Here is a 20,436-nt window from a genome sequence, read left to right on the forward strand (position 1 = left end):
AAGATTAACAAAACGCCGATAAAACAGGCGAAGGGGGGGGGATGAATGGGGAAACGAGTTCTTCTGATTGAAGACGAGCCAAACATCATCGAAGCGATCAGTTTTATTCTGTCGCGAGATGGTTGGTCCGTCGCTACGCATTCAAACGGGCATGATGCTGTTGGGGTGGTTCTTGCGAACCCTCCGGAACTCTTGATCCTTGATGTGATGCTGCCCGGCAAGAGCGGGTTTGAAATTCTGCGAGAGCTACGCGACGCAGAGGCGACACGCGATATGCCCGTCTTGATGCTGACGGCACGTGGGCAAACAAAAGATCGGGAAATGGCCGAGCGTGCCGGGGCAAGCCGCTTTATGACCAAGCCGTTTTCCAATGCAGATGTGATTGATGTTGTGCGCGAACTGGTTGCGACGTGAATACGCGCAAGTCTCCGCTGTTTCTGGAACGGCAAAGCTATAAACAGCGTCGCCTCATTGACATGATTAAGGTGTTGCCACTGGTTGGGGGCTTGCTTTGGGCCACGCCGATGTTGTGGCGCAACGGTGACGATGGGGACGTTAAGACCTCAAGCGCGATCATCTTTGTCTTTCTGGTCTGGATCGCGCTAGTGACGCTAAGTTCATTTTTGGCGCGCACTTTGGGTCGAGCGGATGCGGAAGACCCTCAAAAGGACAGTTAGATGGCCACGCTCAATGTTCTTGTTGCGGTCTGTCTGATCTATGTGACCTTTCTGTTTGTGGTTGCGTTTGCGGCGGAACGTGCCGCGATGCAAGGCAAGGGCGGATGGCTTCGCTCGCCCATGGTATATACCTTGTCGCTGTCTATCTATTGTACGGCATGGACATTTTACGGCGCGGTTGGTTATGCCGCGCGATCAGGCTTGGAGTACGTGACCATTTATATTGGTCCGACGCTGGTCATGGTCGGCTGGTGGTGGATCTTGCGCAAGTTGGTGCGCATCGGCCGCGCGCAACGGGTGACATCCATCGCTGACTTGATTTCGTCGCGCTATGGTAAATCAAACATGCTGGCCGTTGGGGTGACCATCCTCGCCGTCATTGGGACCACGCCGTACATCGCGCTTCAGCTTCAATCCGTGACCCTGAGCTTTACAGTGTTCTCTGGCGCGCAGCCGGGCGGGAGCTCTCCGGTTGATCGTGATTCTACGGCGTTGCTTGTGGCGATGGGGTTGACGCTGTTTACAATTGTGTTCGGGACGAGAAATCTGGATGTGAACGAACGTCACCACGGGGTTGTGATTGCCATCGCGGTCGAGGCTATCGTCAAGCTCTTTGCCTTATTGGCCGTTGGGGTCTTTGTGGTTTGGGGCGTTGGTGGCGGGATCGCCGCCACATTGGAACGCATTGATACGTCTGAAATCGGCATGTGGCATGTTCAGGGCGACCGTTGGGCAACCTTGATTTTCCTGTCGGCAGCGGCCTTTTTGTGTTTGCCACGTATGTTCCAAGTGATGGTTGTCGAAAATGATGACGAGGGCCACCTGCGCACTGCGTCTTGGGCATTTCCGGCCTATCTGATGCTCATGAGCCTGTTTGTGGTGCCGATTGCTGTGTTGGGGCTGGATCTATTGCCTGCAGGATCTAATCCGGATCTTTTTGTTTTGACCTTACCATTGGCAACCGGAAACGACGGGCTTGCGATGTTGTCGTTCTTGGGCGGGTTTTCCTCGGCAACGTCTATGGTGATTGTTGCGGCTTTGGCCCTGTCGACGATGGTGTCCAACCACATTGTGATGCCGATCTGGTTGTCGCTGACGGGCGGGGGGGCGAATATCTCGGGCGATGTGCGCAACGTTGTGATTTTGGCACGCAGGGTGTCCATCGGCGGCGTGGTTCTATTGGGGTATCTCTATTTTCGTTTGTCTGGCGGGGGGGCTGCATTGGCGGCAATCGGGCTGGTATCTTTTGCGGGGGTTGCTCAGTTTTTGCCTGTGTTACTTGGCGGAATCTTCTGGCGGGGCGCGACCCGTATGGGCGCGTTCGCAGGGCTGACAGTGGGCTTTATGGTCTGGGCCTATTCGCTCTTGTTGCCCAGCTTTGGGACGGGTGCGTTGATATCGCAGAGCATCATGGAAAACGGAATTTTCCATATTGGCTGGCTGCGCCCACAGGCGTTCTTTGGCATCGAAGGCATGGATCCTTTGGTGCACGCAGTTTTGTGGTCTATGTCGCTGAACTCGCTGGTGTTTTTTGTTGTATCACTGATTGGGTTCCCGTCCCCTCTAGAACGTCTGCAAGGCGCGCAGTTCGTCAATGTCTATGAACACAGCTCCAATCCACAAAGCTGGTCAGGCGGCGCCGCCCAAAGCGAGGATTTGATGATCATGGCCCAGAGAATTTTGGGTGCACGTGAGGCGCAGAAGCTTTTTGAACGCGAGGCGCAACGCCAAGGAGTGACGGGATATCTGCCCGAACCCAGTCCGGATTTCCTGCAGGTGCTGGAACGTGAATTGTCAGGATCGGTTGGCGCGGCCACGGCCCATGCGATGATTGGCCAGATTGTCGGTGGCGCGTCTGTGTCTGTGCGCGATTTGATGGCGGTTGCCGATGAAACCGCCCAGATGATGGAATACTCTAGCAAACTTGAGGCAAAGTCGGATGAACAGGCGCGGACCGCACGCCAGTTGCGCCAAGCGAATGAAAAACTGACCCAGATTTCGGTGCAAAAGGACGCGTTTCTGTCTCAGGTGAGCCACGAGCTGCGCACGCCTATGACGTCGATCCGCGCGTTCTCAGAAATTTTGCGTGATAGCGACCGCCTGAGTGCGGAAGAAAAGGTCAAATACTCGTCTATCATTCATGGCGAAGCGATCCGCCTGACGCGTCTTTTGGATGATTTGTTGGATTTGAGTGTGCTGGAAAATGGTCAGGTAAATCTGAATATCCAGACCGGGAATTTGGAAGATTTACTCGAGCACTCGGTGGTGACCGCGCTGACAGGAAGCGACGAGACAGCAATCACAATCCGCCGGAATCGCGCGTTGGAATCTGCGTGGCTTACCACCGATCTGGATCGGCTCAGTCAGGTCTTTATTAACCTCATCAGCAATGCCCAAAAATACTGTGATGCAGAGACACCAGTGTTGAGTATTCAGGTCAATCAGGCGGATGGTGTTGTGATGGTGGATTTTGTGGATAACGGAACGGGAATCTCCAAAGACGAGCAGGCAATTATTTTTGAAAAATTCGCAAGAGTCGGCGTGCAAAAGGCCGGTGGCGCAGGCCTTGGGCTTGCGATTTGTCGCGAAATTTTGGCGCGCCTTGGCGGCTCCGTCAGCTATTTGCCCGGTCAGGGAGGCGCGGCATTTCGGGTGATTGTTCCTGTACGAATTCCTCAAGATGAGGTCTAAGCCTTGGGAATCTTAAAGAGTTTCGTAACCAACACCGCCCTATAGTTATCGGAAATTCCGTGACAGGTTGCGGCGAGGGAAATGGCCGAAATACAAAAAACCTCTATTCTAGGACGCAAAACGCGCAATACCCAAAATGATGTGGGCGCGTCGGATGATCCGCTGTGCCGTGCTTTGCGCATCGGGCTTGAGCGCACGGCAGATGATCTTTTGGGGCTGCAACTATGTGTGTCATCGGCCTCTCAACGTACAGTGGGCTGGACCGCCTTTGAAAAGCTGTTTGCCAGCAATGCCATGTACGCCTTGCTCGAGGGAGGAGACGGGATTCGTGCGGGCGTTATTATCGACATGCCGGTGTTATGCGGATTGGTCGAACATGAAACCATTGGTCGTGTTTCGCCGACACCAGCCGAAGATCGGCGGCCAACCAAAGTGGATGCAGCGCTTGTTGCACCGTTGATTGATGAAACTCTTGTGCGCCTCGATGCAGATTTGGAGGGGGCTCATGGTCAAATTCAATCCGAAGGGTTGTGTTTTGGCGCGATGGCGCCTGACTCTCGAGGTTTGATTTTAGCGCTCGAAGACACGCGGTATGTGGTTATTGATCTGCTGGTTTCTCTGGCGAGTGGCGCAAAGTCTGGGAGTATGCGTTTTGTCCTGCCGATGCGTCGTGTTGCCAAGGACAAACCTGCCGAGCGGGATCATACCGACACCAGCAAACAGGAATTTCGTAATTCGGTTCTGCGTGCGCCGGCGACGTTGAACGTTGTCTTGACGCGGATGGAATTGGCGCTGACCGATTTACAGAATCTCATGGTTGGCCAGGTCATTCCGATCAAAGGCGATGTGATCGACAAGGCCGTACTAGAGCTGCCGAACGGTCAGCATGTTTCGGCGGCATCTTTGGGACAAATGAACGGCATGAAAGCTGTGCGTGTGTTGCATCCTGATTTGCCACGGAACACATCAAGTGCACCACCTGAGGCGGAGCCTGCGCCGCCAGAGGAAGACGTTGTGACGCCAAACCCAGCCGCACCGCCAGTACCCGCACCGCGGGTTGAGGTACAGGAACACGAAGAGGTCGAAAATATGCTCGATCTTGTTGAAAATTTCGATGATCTGGAAATTCCAGATGATCTTTTGTCTGACGGGGCAGGGTTGCCTGAAGCGTCGCTTCAGGCATAGTTTTCGAGTTTAGGACGCAGCAATCTGCTCAAGCGTCGGACGCAGCGCATCAAGCGCATAGCCACCTGACTGTGCCGCGCCAAGGATGTCGTCTACGGGGATGCTTTTTGCATGGCCAAGACACCACGCGACAGTTGAACGCGTGCCAGAAGCACAATACGCCAACACCTTACCGTCTGACTGTTCCAATGTGTCGCGCTGTAACGCAAGCCTGTCGGGAGTCATCGTGTCATGTGTCAGAGGATTGACGACAAATGTCAGCCCCGCTGCTTCGGCTGTGGCCTTGAGCGCCAGCGCGTGATGGCTAGGCGGAATTTCGGCATCTGGCCGATTGCAAATGACCGTCGAAATCCCTGCCGCAACAACGGCAGGAATATCCTCGGCAGAGATTTGTGGCGAGACGAAGTAGCGGGGTGTGATTTGACGAATATCCATGCTCTGTGATTACGCTGCAGGCACTGCCTTGTCCAGTTGTTGACGTAGTTTCGGCGCGGCGGCCATACCGACGAGCATTGCCACAAAGAAGACCCAGTGCGGCCAACCACCATAGCTTAGGGACGCGATCGCGGGGCCAGGGCAAAGACCTGCGAGGCCCCAACCTGCGCCGAACAAGACCGATCCAACAACCAAGTTCCGACCGATCTTTGGTTCTGGTGGTGTCGGAAATGATCCGCCAACAAGCGGCTGTCGCCCCTTGGTCAAGAGCCACGCAATGGCCATTGGCAAGATTGCACCGCCCATGACGAAGGCCAGCGTCGGGTCCCAGTCACCAAATACATCAAGCCAACCCTGAACCTTGGACGTATCCGTCATGCCAGATACAAACAAGCCGGCGCCAAATAGGCCGCCCGCGATAAACGCATATAGAAACCGCATCAGATCACCCCCAGAATATGCCGAAACAGAACGACTGTGACGCCACCGGCCAAGATATAGAACACCGTGGCCACCATGCCGCGCAGTGAGAGGCGTGAAATGCCACAAACTCCGTGGCCGGACGTGCACCCGTTGGCAATCCGTGTTCCGACGCCCACCAGCAGCCCGGCAGTGATCAGCACCGCCAGATTTTGGCTCGCGTGTGTCGAAAACGGACGATAGATCGGGTTGATGAGGATCGGCAGCAGGATCACCCCTGCCAAGAAGGTCAAGCGCTCAAGTGCGGATGCACGGCCAGAGCCATCCACCAAGCCGCCGATAATGCCGCTGGCGCCCATGATGCGGCCATTGCCAAGCAAATAAACCGCACCGCCGGTACCAATCAGCAAACCGCCAATCAGCCCCCAGATCCAGTCTGTTGGAATTGTGTCAAACATGGCGTTTCCTTTTGTCCTGTTTGAGAGATGTTGCGGATGCTGGATCAGAGTTCGCAACCGATCCAGTCTCCGTGAGTGGTTGTGTTTAGATTTTGTTCACAGGCACTTTTAGAAATACGTCGCCCTGTTCGTCAGCCTCGGGCATTTGGCCCGCGCGCATGTTGACCTGAAGCGATGGAATAATAAGCTTTGGCATGGCCAAGGTTGCATCCCGAGTGTCCCGCATTTCGACAAATGCATCTTTGTCCTTGCCTGCACCGACGTGAATATTGGCAGATTTTTGCTCGGCTACGGTGGTTTCCCACGCGTATTCATCCCGACCGGGTGCTTTATAATCATGCCCCACAAATATTCGAGTGTCGTCGGGCAATGTCAGAATTTTCTGAATTGAGTTGTACAAGACCTCGGAAGACCCCCCGGGGAAATCACACCGCGCGGTCCCAAAGTCGGGCATGAACAGAGTATCTCCGACAAATGCCGCGTCGCCGATCACATACGTCAAACACGCAGGCGTATGGCCAGGCGTGTGCAAAACGTCTCCGCGCATTTGACCAATCATCAAGCTGTCACCTTCGACGAAAAGCTGGTCAAATTGGCTGCCATCACGTTGAAAACGTGTACCTTCGTTGAAGACCTTACCAAAAGTATCCTGAACCACAGTGATCTGATCGCCAATGCCGATTTTTCCGCCAAGACGTTCTTGCAAATACGGGGCAGCCGACAGATGGTCCGCGTGCACGTGGCTTTCCAAAATCCACTCGACTGACAAGCCTTGCGCCGTCACATACGCGATGATCTCATCCGCAGATTTGGTATCCGTGCGTCCTGACGAGTAATCAAAGTCCAACACGCTGTCTACAATGGCACAGGCGGTGCTTTCGGGGTCTTTGACCAAAAATGAAACTGTGTTTGTCGCGTTGTCAAAGAACGCTTTTACCTCAGGGGTCATTGGGAATCCTCCAGATTTGCCTCAAACATATAATGATTTATGCATGTGTATCAAGTCCGTTGCGACTGTTGACCTAAATCAAGGTGTTCTTGTCAGAGTTGTGCGACCTTCCGGACCCAACAGAAGGAGACCGCGATGATCGATATTGGCACACAGAAAGCTGCACTTTTGAAACGCCTTTCCGAGTTGGATAGCCGTCTTCATGTGATTGAAGCCGAGTTGGATGTCACGCACTCCAAAGACTGGGAGGAGCAAGCTGTCGAGCGCGAAGGAGAAGAAGTGCTCGAGCAGCTTGGGCAAGCGGGGCAGGATGAAATTTTGCGCATTCGCGCGGCACTTAAGCGCATACGTGAACAAGAATATGGCGATTGCGTGCGCTGTGGCGAGGAAATTGCGGCCAAGCGCTTGACGATATTACCAGATGCACCGTTGTGTCAGACATGCGCAGCAAAGGTTGCAGGATAGTTTTTAGGATTTTGAGGAGGATCTGAAATGACAGTGAATGAATGGCTCGCCCAGGCGAAAGATTTAGAAGCAAAAATTGCCAACAGCGTGGGTGATGCACGCTATGAGTTGCACCAACAATTGCACCGCGCGCTGGAAAATATCCGCGTTCATGGTGGCTCGGTTCCCGCGCATTTGCGCAATCTGGATCTGGAGCTGGTCGACGAAGAGGTCGAAGACAGTTTTGATAACATGCCGATCTAAGCGCGCGTTCGTGTGCCCGACCAAGTGAATTTCCAAGGCGCTGGCTGATTTCATCGGCTGGCGCCGTTTTCAAAACTTGCGCGAACAATACTTCTGCGTACAGTCAATCAGGACACAATGCAGTGCGCCAAGCTGGTGCCAACCCCCGAGGAGGAGGGCGTATGGCAGACATCCTGAAATACGAGGTGATTGACGGGGTCGCTGTTCTGACTTTGGGCAATCCTCCTTTGAATGCGCTTGGGGCCCATGTGCGAGAACAGCTTATCGCCGGGCTGAAACGCGCCTGTGGTGATACTGGCGTGCGTGCCATTGTCTTGATCGGGGCGGGGGGCACGTTTTTCTCTGGGCCCGATGTCGAAGATATCGAACAGACCCCGTCAGACATACCTTTGTCATGGGTCTGCCAGCAAATTGAAGATTGCGTCAAGCCCGTGGTCGCGGCCATTCAAGGCACGGCGCTTGGCGGTGGGTTTGAGCTTGCGTTGGCAGCACATTACCGCGTGGTGCATCACATGGCACGGATCGGATTTCCAGATGTCATGTTGGGGCTGATCCCGAACGCAGGTGGGACACAACGCGCGCCACGCCTTGTTGGGGCGCAGGTGGTCTTGGACATGATGCTGTCGGGGCGTCCGGCGGTGGCCAATGCGCAGCAGGTTGCCGGGTTCTTTGATGTGGTCACGCAAGACAATATTCGCGATGCGGCGTTGAATTTTGCACGTGATGTGATCCGGTCTGGGGCCAAGCCGCGCCGCACGCGCGATGCGGTGCAAGGCTTTTCCAGATCGTCAAAATATTTGTCAGAGACATCAAGCCGCAAAAAGGCTCTGCATCGGCGTCCCGAGAGGGCACCAAAGGAGATTGTCAGATGCGTCGAGGCAGCAGAGTTGTTGCCGTTTTCCGTTGGCTTGGAATTTGAAAAGGCCGCGTATGACACATGCCTTGCATCGGATCAGTCCAAGGCACTGCGCCACGCGTTCATAGCCGAGCGCATGGCCGCGAAATTCCCTGAGTTACGTGGGGTCTCTGCGTATCCTCTAGAGCAAATAGGCGTTGTTGGCGGCGGAGGTCTGGGCGCCGGTCTTGTCATGGCGTGTTTGTCCGCCGGTTTCGAAGTGATCCTTGTTGAACAGAACTCCGCGAGCCTTGCGCGGGCGCACACCCGCCTTTCGCAATTGATGGATCGAAAAGAACAATCTGGCCGGCTTGATGTCGAAAAACGTGGTCAAATGATGCGCCGTTTTGGGGCGGACACTGATTATGTCAGTCTGGCGCACGCCGACATCATCCTTGATACCACCCCAGAAACCTTGGATCAAAAACGCAATGTGTGTGCACAACTGGACGCCATTATCAAAGACACGGCGGTGATCGCAGTGTGCACATCGCATCTGGACATTGATCGTGTTGCATCGGCGTCCGACGCCCCGGAGTCTGTCATCGGGTTGAATGTAGTGATGCCGGGGCAGGTGGCGCGTTTGGCCGAAGTGGTGGTGGGGCAGGCGACAGATGTTCGTACCGTCGCGACGATGGTGGCCTTGGTGCATAAACTGGGGAAAATTCCCGTGCGATCCGAGGTGGCCGACGGGTTCATTGCAAGCCAGCTTCTGGATGCCTTACAGACAGCCGCAGAGTGGTTGGTCCAGCATGGCGCAAGCCCATATGAGGTCGACAAGGCCATGCACGCGTACGGATTGGTGCTTGGGCCATTTCAGATACTTGATCTTGTGGGGCTGGATCGGCACGCGCGTTCTATGGGGGGGCATCAAGGTGGTGATCAGGCCGCCAACGCGTTTCCCGTTTCAGACGCGCTGTGCGCTGCGGGGCGACTGGGTCAGAAAACGCGGTCGGGATATTACCATTATCCAAACGGTGGCCATGGTGAGGCAGACGTAACCGTTTTGGAGACAATAGATCAGCTTAGAGACCAATATCGTTGGCCCTCGCGAGAGCTTACACATGATGATATTCAGCGCAGGTGTCTTGCCGCTTTGGTCAATACCGGTGCGCGGCTTGTGCGCGAAGGCATCGCCACGCGGGCCTCTGATATTGACGTTGTAATGTTGCACGGGTTTGCATTTCCGCGTCGCCGCGGTGGCCCGATGATGAGCGCAAACCTTGAGGGTCTGTTACATATTCGCAAGGATTTAACCGCGTTCAGCACTGACAACGCGGCGCTTTGGTCGCCCGATCCTGCGTTCGATGAGCTTATCAAGAATGGGTTGGATTTTCGGTCACTTGCCTGACCTTGTTGTCAGGTCTAGCCGAGAAAAATTCCGACGATGACAATCATCAATCCAATCACCGACAAAAAGAGCGCCCCCAGATTCAAAGGCATTACCTTCTGAACCGCTGCGCGCAGCTCTTCGTCACTTAGTCCTGCTTTACGTGCTTTGGCGACTTTTAGGATCGACACAACAAGACCCACAAGCCCGATCGATGAAATTAGAGCGCCTGACCAAACCAGCCATTCCATGCCGTTTTCCTTTCAAAACCAAAGTCAGAGTGCCCTAATCTATTGCGGTGCAAGCCGCAAGAGCATGGCAATCGGCGAGGCTGTGCCAAAAACCCGAATTTCAAGAGAATGATGGCTTGCGAGCTTTGAGAGCCAGAGGTAGGTTGCGGCCTTCATCCGACCCTCAGGAGGCCCCATGAGCGACACTATTTCGGACGCCAGCTATCGCGTGACCGCAGACGAGCTGCGCCAGTTCATTGAACGTATCGAACGTTTGGACATGGAAAAGAAAGACCTTGCCGAACAGCAAAAAGAAGTGATGGCCGAGGCCAAATCACGTGGTTACGACACCAAAGTCATGCGCAAGGTGATTGCTCTTCGCAAGCGTGACAAAGACGATATTGCCGAAGAAGAAGCCGTTCTAGAGATGTACAAAGAAGCGCTTGGCATGGCCTAAGCCTGAATCTGATTTTGCCCTGCAATGGTCGGGGCGAAATCACTTAGGGCGAGATCAAAGTGACGCCGGGCATGCGTGAAATATCGTAGACGTCGTCATCATAGGCCTCAGTCAGTGCGTCGATGTATTCTTCGGTCCAGCCCGGAATATCAAGCTCTTCTTCGACTTCATCCTCTAGGGCGAATTTGTCCATGAATGCAGCAATCACACGACGTTTTTGCACTTCGGTCATGCCCGGATGTTGGATAACGTATTCGCCAAAACGCGCCAGACCTTCGGATGACATGATCCCCGAGAGCAAGTCATCGCTGCCCTCAAGGGATTGTGTGGCTTCCAGACCGGCCATTTCACGCATCACCTGTTCCCAGATCAATGGCGTGTCTTCGTTGCACCAAACCGTCACAGATGCGTTTGGAACGGCGTCGCGAATACGGGCAATCATCTCTGACCAACGCAAAGACAGCGGGTTTGATCCCTCGATCACCTCATCAAGTGTATCATCAGGGCTTCCGGCGAGAATGGCGGGTAAAAATGTGGCCGGATCGCGAATAGCGATGAAAATTTCCAGATCATCGCAATTGAACAGGCTTGCGAAGTCCTGAAGACGATCGGCGGCAGCCGGATAAAAACGATCATTTCGCACGGCAAGGCGCGGCACACCCAAAAAATTGCTGTTGGACAGAATGATGCGATCGGGTTCCGAAATGGCCGGGTCTTTCATCTTGCCCAGAACGGTTTCACGTGCGTTCGCCTCAAGCGGGACCGACCGCACATCATGCAGTATGTCCCGAATTTGGCGCCGATAGCTGCGCGGCTTGGGGATGGAAACCCCGCGCTCTGCTAAAAACGTGCGGTTTTTGCCAAGACTTTTCAAGAGCCCGTCATCGTCTGTGAAGTGGGCCCCGATATGAAGAATAACCTGCATCTGTATCCGGATGATGTTAGAGTTTACGCAATCTATTATATCTTGCTTTCTGGACAGTTAAACCAGATTCAGGCAACAGGGCATCATGAAACCGCAACAAGCCTTTTCTCCCTCTGAAAATGGGCGTTCTTTTCAGATCAGCCCATGGTCCATCGGATCGGTCATTATCTGTGTGATCGTGGTGGCACCAATTCTTGCAGTGTTCTATATCGCGCTGAATCCGTCTGAAAACATTTGGCCCCATCTGATCTCGACCACATTGCCGCGATACATGCGCAATACCGTGATCCTGATGCTTAGTGTTGGAACCTTGGCGGCCAGTGTGGGCACGGGGGCGGCGTGGCTCGTGGCGCGCTATAGATTTCCCGGTGTTGGCTGGTTGCAATGGGCGCTGTTATTACCGCTGGCGATCCCTGCCTATGTGGGCGCGTATGCTTTGGTGGATTTTCTTGAATACGCAGGACCCGTACAAACCGGACTGCGGTCGATCTTTGGCTGGCAAACGTCGCGCGATTATTGGTTTCCCGAGATACGCTCGATGGGGGCGGCGGTGGTTGTGCTGACGGCGGCGTTGTTTCCGTATGTCTATATCTTGGCGCGTGCTGCCTTTCGCGAACAGTCGGCCGAAGGTGAGGACGTGGCGCGTTCATTAGGCGAGGGCGCTTTGGGGCGTTTTTGGCGCATTGGATTGCCGTTGGCGCGTCCGGCGATTGCTGCAGGCACCGCTATCGTGATGATGGAAACCGTCAATGATTTCGGGACCGTAGACTATTTTGCGGTGCAAACCCTGACCACAGGAATTTTTAGTGTTTGGCTAGAGAGCAACAATGCCGGTGGTGCCGCACAAATCGCAACGGTGGTTCTGTTCCTTGTGATTTTTTTGGTGACCATGGAAAAAACCAGTCGACGCAAGGTTCAGTTCTTTAGTTTGTCGAGCCGGCACCGACCCGCCACGCGCACTCAACTTTCAGGCGTTTTGGGGCTTGCGGCTACGGGGGCCTGCCTTATTCCCTTTGCCATCGGGTTTGTACTGCCCGTCGGTGTGATCTTGTCCCACGCATTGGAAAACGCAGACCGCTGGACAGATCCTGCGCTGGTAAGGGCGTTGATCAATACCGTGTCCGTTGGCGGGGTTGCGGCGGTTGTAACGGTATTGGCTGGTGTATTTTTGGTCTACGGCGTGCGTCTGTCAGGGCGCAGCCTGCCACGGCTATTGCTGCCGCTGACGACAATTGGATATGCCGCACCCGGTGCGGTTTTGGCTGTCGGAATATTGATTCCCTTGTCGCTCTTGGATCACAAGTTGGCGGATCTGATCGAGGTCATCACCGGACAACCCTCTGGGTTGGTTCTCACTGGATCTGCGTTTGCGCTGGTGTTGGCATATTGCGTACGTTTCTTTGCGATTGCGCAAGGGGCTGCTGACGGGGCGATGGGACGTGTCCGCCCCAGCTTGGCCATGGCGGCACGGTCTTTGGGCCGTACCAAAGGTCAAACCCTGAAAGATGTGTATTTCCCGCTTATTCGTGGGTCGATCGGCTCGGCATTGCTGTTGGTGTTCGTGGATTGCGTCAAAGAACTGCCTGCGACAATGCTGTTGCGCCCGTTTAATTTCGACACATTGGCCACGCGTGTGCATGATCAGGCGAGTCTCGAAAACCTAGGAGACGCAAGCCCTGGAGCGATCTTGATTGTGGCCGTCGGCCTCGCGGCAGTCGGCTTGTTGGCCCGCGCAAACAAGTGATTTTGCCGATATGAAAAAATCTTGTTTTTTTTGCTTGCAGGTCGGGAAGTTTCGGCTTAAATCGCCTGCAGTGCCCCTATAGCTCAGCTGGTAGAGCAACTGATTTGTAATCAGTAGGTCCGCGGTTCGAGTCCGTGTGGGGGCACCATTAAAATCAAAGACTTAGCTGGCGTAAGAGTTTTAAGACGGTTTGAAAAGACGGTTTTTAGGACGGTTCGATCACCATGTCATCATCTTCTAGCCAGCTTATCTGCTGGCTTGGCTGGCTGACACGGGCATCTGCGAATTTGATTCCTTCTAGCGCTCCTAGATCACGGACTACCCGAGTGAGGTGATGGGCCGTATTCCATTCGCGCCACATGGATGCATTGCCGCACCCGTCTAGCCCTTTAGCTCCACGCCAAATGCGGTCGTCCGCATAGCTGAAATGTTGGCCTGCAAAATGTCCGCTGTCCAAAATTCGCTGGAACACTTGCTTCATCACATCTCTGTCTTGCCCCTCTTTGCCGCCTCGCACAACGAGGGTGTGGTCTGGGGTGGTGTACCTCAGGTGACGGATCGGACGCCCACCACCCTTTGTCGAGAAGGCCATCTCTCCGCAATCTGCGCCGAAGTCGCCATATGCGATGACCTCTCGCTGCACAGAACATTCACGCATTGCCGCCAAGAAAGTCTTCCACTCGTCACGGGGCACAAGCTTATCGGCCCCTACAGCAGCGGGGTTCTTGGCTGGAAAAGCTGAGCCTTGAAAGACGATGCGAGCCCAAACTGCGCATTCATTGAGGAAGTCAAATACACCTGCAACGGACCCTGCCGCGATTTCGGGCATAAGGTCGGCTCCGGTGAAGTCTAGGAATACAACGGTGTCCTCAGGGCGAGCGCCCACCTCATGGAGACCCCTCAATAACGTATCGGGTTCTACCTCGGAGAAGGGAACATAAACACCAAGACGGGGCGATTTGGACCTAAGGAAACCTTTGTATATGGGGTTGAATAGGTCGGCGACTGTCGCGACGGGAATCAGATTTGGATTGCGGCCTTGCGCTATTCTAAAGAGAGTCTTGATGCCATTGTCACCCAGCGCCGGTGCAACGAATTGCGGATCCACGAAAGCCGGGCGGACAGGCCAATACTTCCCCATCCTCTCACCGCTGTAGTGTGCGATCTCATCTGGAGACAGTGGTGCGCCCTTTTCAGGGTCGCGCTCTTTCGGAGGACAAATTACAAAACGAGGGCGGATATGTTCTTGAACGTCACGAGCTATACGTGACGCAGCGACGTACTCGCCAAGCTTCAATCGCAGGGTTGGGTGGTAAGGCAGCATTATCGGATTCTCCGTTAGACTTGTTCCATCAGTTGTTTGCGCACAGTGTTCCTCCCAATATTCTGCGAGAAGATAGCATAGTTCTTCCTCTCGCGCCGTATCCGGCCAAATACGATTGCCGGGTTGATCCCCAAGTCATTCGCAAATTTCTGTATCACCCCAGCCGATTTTGAAATTCTTGCAGGGGATCGCCTCCAGACCTCATCTGGTATCAGTATGTTTTGGGCAAAAAGGTCAGCCTCTGCCTCCTGTTCGTCTGCGGAAGGCAGGTCCATTTGGTCAAAGAAGCCAGTCGATAGGCCCGTCTTGAAGTGCAAAATCGCATGGGCGATTTCGTGCAAAATAGTAAACCAGAAGTTGTCAAGCGCATCGTTGCGAAGAGTTAGCCCAATCACAGGCAAGCCATCTTCTATGAACGCAGCGCCATCAATTGCTAGACCTTCAATCTGACGTTCGACGACAGCCAGAATGCCCTTTGAGTGGAGCATGTCCAAAGCTCGCCTTGGACCGTCATCAAATGCACTGAGGCGGACGAACTCAGGCAACCAACCAATGTCCAAAGGATCGAAGTGGAAGCTGCCAGAAGCTTTTAAGGCGTTAGCGCGCTTGGCAACTTGTGCCCGCCACGCATGGAGCAGTATGTCCTCGCTCTTATCTACGACGTTTAGCCCGGTTCGGAGAAGCGATGGGCTGCCAAATTGGATGCGATTCTCCGCAATTGTCTGTCTAAGGTGGTCCTCATCGAACTCATCGCCAAACCAACCATGCTTGCGGCCATGTTTGAGAATTTTCTTAATCTCGTTCTTCGGGGCATTTGCTATGACTTCATCCATGCCTCTTAGGGCGGGAAGGTCGGTTATCTCTGCCTTTAGATGAACACCCAGAAGAGACGCTATGCGGCCATAATTCTTGATGCTTATAGAATTGTAACGGTCCGCTTCATAGCGCTGCACCTGTTGCTCTTTCAGGCCTAGTCGCCAAGCAAGTTCTTTTTGGGAATAACCCTTTGCAATACGTGCGACGATCAGTGTTACACCGGGATCGGCTTTGGCATGGACTTCCAAATCTTTAGCGCGACCATTTTCTTTCGCGTTCTGATACGCATCAATCGCCTTTTGAAGGTCGCTGCGTTCTGCTTTCATAATGCGTGTGACTTGCGAAACCACTTCCGGTGGAAGACCCGCTACAACGTGCTTGAAAGTCTCCTCGGATGAGAGCGCGTCAGTCAGCTTAGATAAGCGTGCTTTGGCTTCTCTGAGTTCTTTTTCATTGAGGATGATTCCATTTGTCATGCCTCTTGGTACACAACTTTTGTGTTGTGTGCAATGGTAACAACAAAATTGTTGTGTCGGCCATTATCGACCTGTCACCCCTAAAAGGGCCTCTTATCGGATGGCTCTATACATCAGTAAAATATGGTGCAGGGAAAGATACATCCCGTCACCCTGTATCCGACCGTTTTCCGGGTTGGTCTGAGCCCGGATAACCATTTGCCGCGCAGTAGTGTTTCAAGGTAAACGATTTACAGGGCGGGCAATAAGTCAGCCCCGGGGCGTCGTAACCTCGCACGAAGCGGCTGGTGTTGGCCGCAATAGCACCTCCTCAACCTTTATGGTCGGGGAGGCTGCGACGTATGTCCAGGGCTTCGGCCTAAAGGTCGTAGCGGTCGTCTTCGTGCGACTTACGAACTCCCCGGTCACCAGAGGAAACTCTTGGTGGCCGTTTCAATTTAGGCGTTTCGCCATAAGGGAGTTAAACATGGCATCAGCACTCGAATTCATCTTTGCATTTTTCTCAGTCGGAATTTTTGTCGGCGCGTTTCTGCTTTTCATCAAGAAATACAGAAAGTTGGGACTGCGATTATTGCTAGCGTCAACAGTTGTAAGCTTTGGTGTGTTTTCCGTGCAGGAATACCAGAAAAACCAACATGCCCAACAACTAGGATTCTTAAGTGGTGACGACTGGCAAGCTGCCGTGGAGGCGGGTATCGAAAACCCGCAGGATTGGGCCGTTGTCCGTACTGAACGGGAAGCCGAACTTACCGCACGACGCAATCAGAAAAGACTAGAGGAGGCGTGTGGCGACGATCACTCTGTCATGGCCTATGTCATGTCACAAAGAGGCGTCCGAGCAAACTTGCGCTCTCCAGCAACGGTGGATTTTCCAACCATCAATTCAATTTCCGTTCACGCGAACGGCGACTGCACGTATTCTGTCAACGCGTATGTCGATGCACAAAACGGCTTTGGAGCGCTTGTGCGCACAAATTATTCAGCCACGATGCGCCGCAATCGCGACACGGAAACATGGTCACTGCTCGAACTGAATATGTAGAAACCCTATCTCAATGTAGTGTGGCTGCTTCACGTTCGATCAATGCCGATGCAGCCCGGAACAGGCCATATCCGCGCAGAGCCTCGCGGGGGAATGTTTCGATGCCGACCGTGTAGCCAACGGAAGGGGTGCGGACCATGTCAGCCCAGACAGTGCGGCGACCGACCTTGTGCGGCAACAAGCCAACCAGTCCGCCCAAGGCGGCAGGCGTGACACCGTAACATTTGGCGAAGCGGATCACGTCAGCGGGCATGGGCCAGCCGTCGCTGTCCGGGGCCTCCGATGCCCAAGCGAGTAACGCCGCTTGTGCAAGGCGAATCTCCGGCGCGAAGGCGCTGGCGTAGCCAGCGACAATCCACTGATCGCGCTCCGCTTGCGTCATTGATTCAATGTGCGCGGGCCGGGTCATGTGCCGCGCCCCGGGCCAGAGTAGGCATCGCCCAAGACATTGCCTTGGATCAGGGCCGGGACGAAACCGGCCTCTGCGGTCGCGGCAACCTGCGTTGTGTCGAATCCAGCGAAGGGCGCGTTGTGGCGGGTGGCTAGGGCATTTGCGGCTGCAATGGCGCCGGTGTCATCGGTGGCCTCAACGACTGCGCCATGCAGCGTCGCGGGGTTCTTGAGGTGTTCTGCTCCCTTGGGCCGGGTCACGAGGAAGAGGGGCATCATGCATTCTCCTGTTTGTTGAGCGCCAGCTTCACGCGGGCCAACGGATCGCGCCGCCCGGCCTGAAACTCGCGGTTGATGTTGAGGGCGGACTGGGCCGCCAATTTGATCTTGGTGACGGCGTCTTGCACGGCGCGGGTTTCGTCGCCTACAAGCTGTTCGGCCAGTTCGGCGGTGGACAAGGGCCGGTCACGCCGGGGCATCCGGTCAACAACGGCGACGATTGCGGCCCCGAGGGGTTTGTTGCCGGTTGCGACGGCAAAGGCGGCCATGTTGCGCAGTTCGGTATTTCCTGCACCGCTGAGCTGGGCCTGATAGTTGGTGCGCTCAAGAGTGCCCAAGCCAGCGCGGGCAAGCACGGCCTGCGGCGAGGCGAACAGCGTGGCGGTTAGTGCGACTGAGTCAGCGGTGGCGTTCACCTCTTTGATATAGCCCCAACGGGTGTCTTCGCTATTGGCGGCAACCTCACCTCGGGCCTTGGCGGCGACCTTGCGAGCGGCTGACGCTTGATCCTCGGTCGGGAAACCTGCGGCAGCGGCGGACTTGGCCGCGTCTTCGCCACGGCTTGCGATGCCGGCTTCAAGGCCGTCAATCACGGTTCCGAGCTTTGCAGCCCGTTTGGCGGCATGGTCTGCAAGGCTGATGATCTCAGCACTGGCAAGCAGCTTGCCGGGCGGCGGCAGTGGTGGCGTGTCGTTCGGGGCGGTTTGGTTCACTGGTCAAGGCTCCTCTGCTTGGGGCCGCCAGTGTGCTTGCGCCCTCCGCTGGGCGGCCTATTCCTGCATAGGAAGATACCGCGCCGTTTGGGGGAGAGGCGATTGGAAAGACTTGTTGCTTACGTCAGCTAAGTGGCTTCGCTACATTGGAGTTTCAATCTCATCGACCTTTTGATCCACTGTCCTGACCAAGTTTTCCAGCGTTGTGGCTAATCTCAATAACAACCCTTGATCAATTTGATGCAACTCACCGGTCTCTCTGTCCACGCCGTTCCTATGGACGCAATCGTGGCGCATTTTGATCGCCTTCTGGATCAACTCCAACTCTTTTCCCTCCGGGAGAATGTTGATTCCAAGCCCGACACGGAAAAGGCTATTCGCTTTTTGCACATCGTGGAATGACACCGCCCTAAGGTATTCGAGCAGCCGGGTTTTCGCAAAGTCTTCAACACCAATAGCGTCCGCAAGTTCGAACTTTTTGCTACCAATCCCCAAACTCTTGGATCCGAGCAGCTTTTCTTGGGCTTTTGGATGGTTAGCCACAGTCAGGATCAGCGTGTCCGCAAGAAAGGCTTCGAGAGCCGTAATGCTCTGTGCCAAAAGCATCCGTGCCAACATTTGAGATTGATCGTCGAGCAAGACTTGAGCAGTCAGGGCCTTCACATCACTGATTGTTTGATTGAATGCGCGGTAAACTGGTCGAGAAAGCAGTTCTTGCTGTTCTAACCACTCGTAGTATTCGTGGTCATAGTCATCGTAGTCACTGGCGAAACCACGCATAGGATCAGTTATGATTGTCTTTTCGGGATAGTCATCGAGCTCAATTTCGCAGCTATCCCAATCGGTTTTCACCCATCCGTCAAAACTGTGCCCACCACTGAAACACCGCACATTAACGGGTAGATGAGTGCTATCGCCATTGTCGTAGACAATTGGCAGTTCAACGGTTCCATCAACCTCTGATTTACATTCCGGGCAAAAGAAGGTCACGTCGCTCGCTTCCCATTGAGCTTCCTCCATTTCCATCATTAGAGCTTTTACAATGCCCATTGGCTTTCCTTAAATGATTGCCCAAAGACAAATCGAAATTGAAATCAAAATTATTCAGAGAACACCTGCAAGGTGTCGCTTGTACATATAGTTGCAATGAAGGCAATTTGCCACTGGAATGAGCCGGAAACAGGCAACCGGCAAGGGGCTTTAACGGTCCTGCGCCGCAGTCGGCGTCACATCCCGCATATCTACATCCCGCAAGAAGTCTTCAATGCTCTGCTTCGCCGGGACAACCAAGACGCCGCCCGTGTTCACGTTGACACTGAGGTTCGCCTCTATCACCTCGCCCTCGCGGTACTGGTGGCGGGCCTTCAACAGGAAGATGTTGGCGACGATGTTGCCCTCATCGGCGGCAGCGCGGAGGTTGCCCACGAGGGCGTCATGCTCGACGGCGCGGCCCTGTTCCAGTGCATCTTCAACCTCCGGCTGGCGTCCACGCACGGCCCGGAAGGCATCGCGGCCCATGCCCAAGGCGCGGGCGATGGTCACGACGCTGCAACCACGGGCCGCGAGGTCGCGCACGACTTTGAGGCCGGTGTCGGTGACGACGTATTCGCTCTTGCCGAGGTCATTGACGACGCGGCGGGCTGGCAGGTCGGTCATTGCGACGCCTCCTTCATCTCGCGGTCGTATTCGGTGCAGACCCTCTGGCTCAATCCCTTTCCGCATTTAAGGGTCTTCGCGATCCGGTCCATGCCCATCTTCTGGCTGCGCAAAGAGCGGATGGCGGCAACGATGCCATCGCCCGCCGGTGGCCGCCCGATCTGCGCACCCCGGGCGCGGGCGCGTTCCATCCCGGCTTTCGTGCGCTCGACAATCATCGCCCGCTCAAACTCCGCAAAGACAGCGGCCATGCCCAAGAGGGCGCGGCCAGAGGGCGTTGTGGTGTCAACGCCTTGCTGGTCAAGGTAGAGGTCCACGTTCAAGGAACGCAGTTCCTCAAACAGCCCAACAAGCTGCGCCAGAGAACGCCCGAGGCGGGAGACATCCCATGCCATCAGAACGTCGAATTTGCGCCGGGCGGCATCGGTCACGACGGCCTCAAGTGCGGTGCGTTTGGAGCGGCCCGCTACGCCAGAGACAGTTTCATCATAGATGCCCACAACATCCCAACCGGCCCGCTCGGCAACGGCTTTCAGAGCGCGCAACTGGTTCTCTGAGGATTGCTCGCCAGTGCTGACGCGGGCGTATATCGCGGCACGTTTCTTCATCCTTGTTGCTCCATGTTCTGTTAGTTCA

24 protein-coding genes and 1 tRNA gene are annotated in these 20,436 nt (G+C 54.8%); 11 read left to right on the plus strand and 14 right to left on the minus strand.

Annotated features, from left to right (window positions below):
* Window positions 1–45: 45 nt before the first annotated feature.
* The 4 genes from FAP39_RS06230 to FAP39_RS06245 all read left to right on the plus strand — a co-directional run bounded on the left by FAP39_RS06230 (window position 46) and on the right by FAP39_RS06245 (window position 4,553).
* Window positions 46–414, plus strand: coding sequence for a response regulator transcription factor (locus FAP39_RS06230; protein WP_138015538.1), 369 nt, complete (start codon window positions 46–48; stop codon window positions 412–414).
* Window positions 411–677: a hypothetical protein gene (locus tag FAP39_RS06235; RefSeq protein WP_138015539.1), complete on the plus strand. Its 267-nt coding sequence runs from the start codon at window positions 411–413 to the stop codon at window positions 675–677. The genes FAP39_RS06230 and FAP39_RS06235 overlap by 4 nt, the downstream gene beginning before the upstream one ends.
* Complete coding sequence (locus FAP39_RS06240) at window positions 678–3,368, plus strand: ATP-binding protein (protein WP_138015540.1); 2,691 nt, start codon at window positions 678–680, stop codon at window positions 3,366–3,368.
* Window positions 3,369–3,449: 81 nt separating this feature from the next.
* Window positions 3,450–4,553, plus strand: a complete 1,104-nt coding sequence (locus tag FAP39_RS06245) for a FliM/FliN family flagellar motor C-terminal domain-containing protein (protein ID WP_138015541.1) — start codon at window positions 3,450–3,452, stop codon at window positions 4,551–4,553.
* Window positions 4,554–4,562: 9 nt separating this feature from the next.
* Here FAP39_RS06245 and FAP39_RS06250 read toward each other — a convergent pair whose 3' ends face one another.
* The 4 genes from FAP39_RS06250 to FAP39_RS06265 all read right to left on the minus strand — a co-directional run bounded on the left by FAP39_RS06250 (window position 4,563) and on the right by FAP39_RS06265 (window position 6,815).
* Window positions 4,563–4,988 (minus strand): protein tyrosine phosphatase family protein, encoded by a 426-nt coding sequence (locus FAP39_RS06250; protein WP_138015542.1) that lies wholly within the window; start codon window positions 4,986–4,988, stop codon window positions 4,563–4,565.
* Window positions 4,989–4,997: 9 nt separating this feature from the next.
* Window positions 4,998–5,429, minus strand: coding sequence for a DUF6691 family protein (locus tag FAP39_RS06255; protein WP_138015543.1), 432 nt, complete (start codon window positions 5,427–5,429; stop codon window positions 4,998–5,000).
* Entirely contained in the window at window positions 5,429–5,854 is a 426-nt protein-coding gene (locus tag FAP39_RS06260; RefSeq protein ID WP_138015655.1) for a YeeE/YedE family protein, read from the minus strand. Before FAP39_RS06260 ends, FAP39_RS06255 begins: the two co-directional genes overlap by 1 nt.
* Window positions 5,855–5,951: 97 nt before the next feature.
* Complete coding sequence (locus FAP39_RS06265; protein ID WP_138015544.1) at window positions 5,952–6,815, minus strand: MBL fold metallo-hydrolase; 864 nt, start codon at window positions 6,813–6,815, stop codon at window positions 5,952–5,954.
* A 135-nt stretch (window positions 6,816–6,950) separates the two neighbouring features.
* On the opposite strand from FAP39_RS06265, the gene FAP39_RS06270 reads away from it, so the two are divergent.
* The 3 genes from FAP39_RS06270 (at window position 6,951) to FAP39_RS06280 (ending at window position 9,769) form a co-directional block, all read left to right on the plus strand.
* A complete protein-coding gene (locus FAP39_RS06270) occupies window positions 6,951–7,280 on the plus strand; it encodes a TraR/DksA family transcriptional regulator (RefSeq protein WP_138015545.1) in 330 nt (109 codons plus the stop codon).
* A gap of 27 nt (window positions 7,281–7,307) precedes the next feature.
* Window positions 7,308–7,523: a hypothetical protein gene (locus tag FAP39_RS06275; protein ID WP_138015546.1), complete on the plus strand. Its 216-nt coding sequence runs from the start codon at window positions 7,308–7,310 to the stop codon at window positions 7,521–7,523.
* 161 nt (window positions 7,524–7,684) lie between these two features.
* Complete coding sequence (locus tag FAP39_RS06280; RefSeq protein WP_138015547.1) at window positions 7,685–9,769, plus strand: 3-hydroxyacyl-CoA dehydrogenase NAD-binding domain-containing protein; 2,085 nt, start codon at window positions 7,685–7,687, stop codon at window positions 9,767–9,769.
* Between the two features lie 14 nt (window positions 9,770–9,783).
* Here FAP39_RS06280 and FAP39_RS06285 read toward each other — a convergent pair whose 3' ends face one another.
* On the minus strand, window positions 9,784–9,999 hold the full coding sequence (locus tag FAP39_RS06285; RefSeq protein ID WP_138015548.1) for a hypothetical protein: 216 nt from the start codon (window positions 9,997–9,999) through the stop codon (window positions 9,784–9,786).
* A 175-nt stretch (window positions 10,000–10,174) separates the two neighbouring features.
* Between FAP39_RS06285 and FAP39_RS06290 the strand changes: the two genes are divergently transcribed.
* Window positions 10,175–10,435: a DUF2312 domain-containing protein gene (locus FAP39_RS06290; protein ID WP_138015549.1), complete on the plus strand. Its 261-nt coding sequence runs from the start codon at window positions 10,175–10,177 to the stop codon at window positions 10,433–10,435.
* 43 nt (window positions 10,436–10,478) lie between these two features.
* On the opposite strand, the gene FAP39_RS06295 is transcribed toward FAP39_RS06290, so the two are convergent.
* A complete protein-coding gene (locus tag FAP39_RS06295) occupies window positions 10,479–11,360 on the minus strand; it encodes a hypothetical protein (protein ID WP_138015550.1) in 882 nt (293 codons plus the stop codon).
* Between the two features lie 85 nt (window positions 11,361–11,445).
* On the opposite strand from FAP39_RS06295, the gene FAP39_RS06300 reads away from it, so the two are divergent.
* Window positions 11,446–13,104 carry an ABC transporter permease gene (locus tag FAP39_RS06300; protein WP_138015551.1) on the plus strand — a complete coding sequence of 553 codons (1,659 nt, stop codon included), beginning with the start codon at window positions 11,446–11,448 and terminating at the stop codon, window positions 13,102–13,104.
* 72 nt (window positions 13,105–13,176) lie between these two features.
* Window positions 13,177–13,252 (plus strand) — tRNA-Thr (locus tag FAP39_RS06305).
* Between the two features lie 57 nt (window positions 13,253–13,309).
* Here the strand turns inward: FAP39_RS06305 and FAP39_RS06310 are convergent.
* Window positions 13,310–14,428, minus strand: coding sequence for a beta family protein (locus tag FAP39_RS06310; RefSeq protein ID WP_138015552.1), 1,119 nt, complete (start codon window positions 14,426–14,428; stop codon window positions 13,310–13,312).
* A gap of 14 nt (window positions 14,429–14,442) precedes the next feature.
* Complete coding sequence (locus FAP39_RS06315) at window positions 14,443–15,720, minus strand: XRE family transcriptional regulator (RefSeq protein WP_138015553.1); 1,278 nt, start codon at window positions 15,718–15,720, stop codon at window positions 14,443–14,445.
* Window positions 15,721–16,186: 466 nt separating this feature from the next.
* On the opposite strand from FAP39_RS06315, the gene FAP39_RS06320 reads away from it, so the two are divergent.
* The gene (locus tag FAP39_RS06320; RefSeq protein ID WP_138015554.1) at window positions 16,187–16,762 is read left to right on the plus strand and encodes a hypothetical protein; all 576 of its coding nucleotides are present in this window, start codon (window positions 16,187–16,189) and stop codon (window positions 16,760–16,762) included.
* A gap of 10 nt (window positions 16,763–16,772) precedes the next feature.
* On the opposite strand, the gene FAP39_RS06325 is transcribed toward FAP39_RS06320, so the two are convergent.
* The 6 genes from FAP39_RS06325 to FAP39_RS06350 all read right to left on the minus strand — a co-directional run bounded on the left by FAP39_RS06325 (window position 16,773) and on the right by FAP39_RS06350 (window position 20,408).
* Window positions 16,773–17,015 carry a hypothetical protein gene (locus FAP39_RS06325; protein ID WP_138015555.1) on the minus strand — a complete coding sequence of 81 codons (243 nt, stop codon included), beginning with the start codon at window positions 17,013–17,015 and terminating at the stop codon, window positions 16,773–16,775.
* Between the two features lie 152 nt (window positions 17,016–17,167).
* A complete protein-coding gene (locus FAP39_RS06330) occupies window positions 17,168–17,431 on the minus strand; it encodes a hypothetical protein (protein ID WP_171006789.1) in 264 nt (87 codons plus the stop codon).
* Window positions 17,428–18,144 carry a hypothetical protein gene (locus FAP39_RS06335; RefSeq protein WP_138015557.1) on the minus strand — a complete coding sequence of 239 codons (717 nt, stop codon included), beginning with the start codon at window positions 18,142–18,144 and terminating at the stop codon, window positions 17,428–17,430. The genes FAP39_RS06330 and FAP39_RS06335 overlap by 4 nt, the downstream gene beginning before the upstream one ends.
* A gap of 141 nt (window positions 18,145–18,285) precedes the next feature.
* A complete protein-coding gene (locus FAP39_RS06340) occupies window positions 18,286–19,194 on the minus strand; it encodes a hypothetical protein (RefSeq protein ID WP_138015558.1) in 909 nt (302 codons plus the stop codon).
* Between the two features lie 150 nt (window positions 19,195–19,344).
* Window positions 19,345–19,800 carry a hypothetical protein gene (locus tag FAP39_RS06345; protein ID WP_138015559.1) on the minus strand — a complete coding sequence of 152 codons (456 nt, stop codon included), beginning with the start codon at window positions 19,798–19,800 and terminating at the stop codon, window positions 19,345–19,347.
* On the minus strand, window positions 19,797–20,408 hold the full coding sequence (locus FAP39_RS06350; RefSeq protein WP_138015560.1) for a recombinase family protein: 612 nt from the start codon (window positions 20,406–20,408) through the stop codon (window positions 19,797–19,799). Before FAP39_RS06350 ends, FAP39_RS06345 begins: the two co-directional genes overlap by 4 nt.
* Window positions 20,409–20,436 lie beyond the last annotated feature (28 nt).

The organism is Shimia litoralis (assembly GCF_005518135.1).
In the GTDB taxonomy this organism is placed as follows: Bacteria; Pseudomonadota; Alphaproteobacteria; order Rhodobacterales; family Rhodobacteraceae; genus Shimia_E; species Shimia_E litoralis.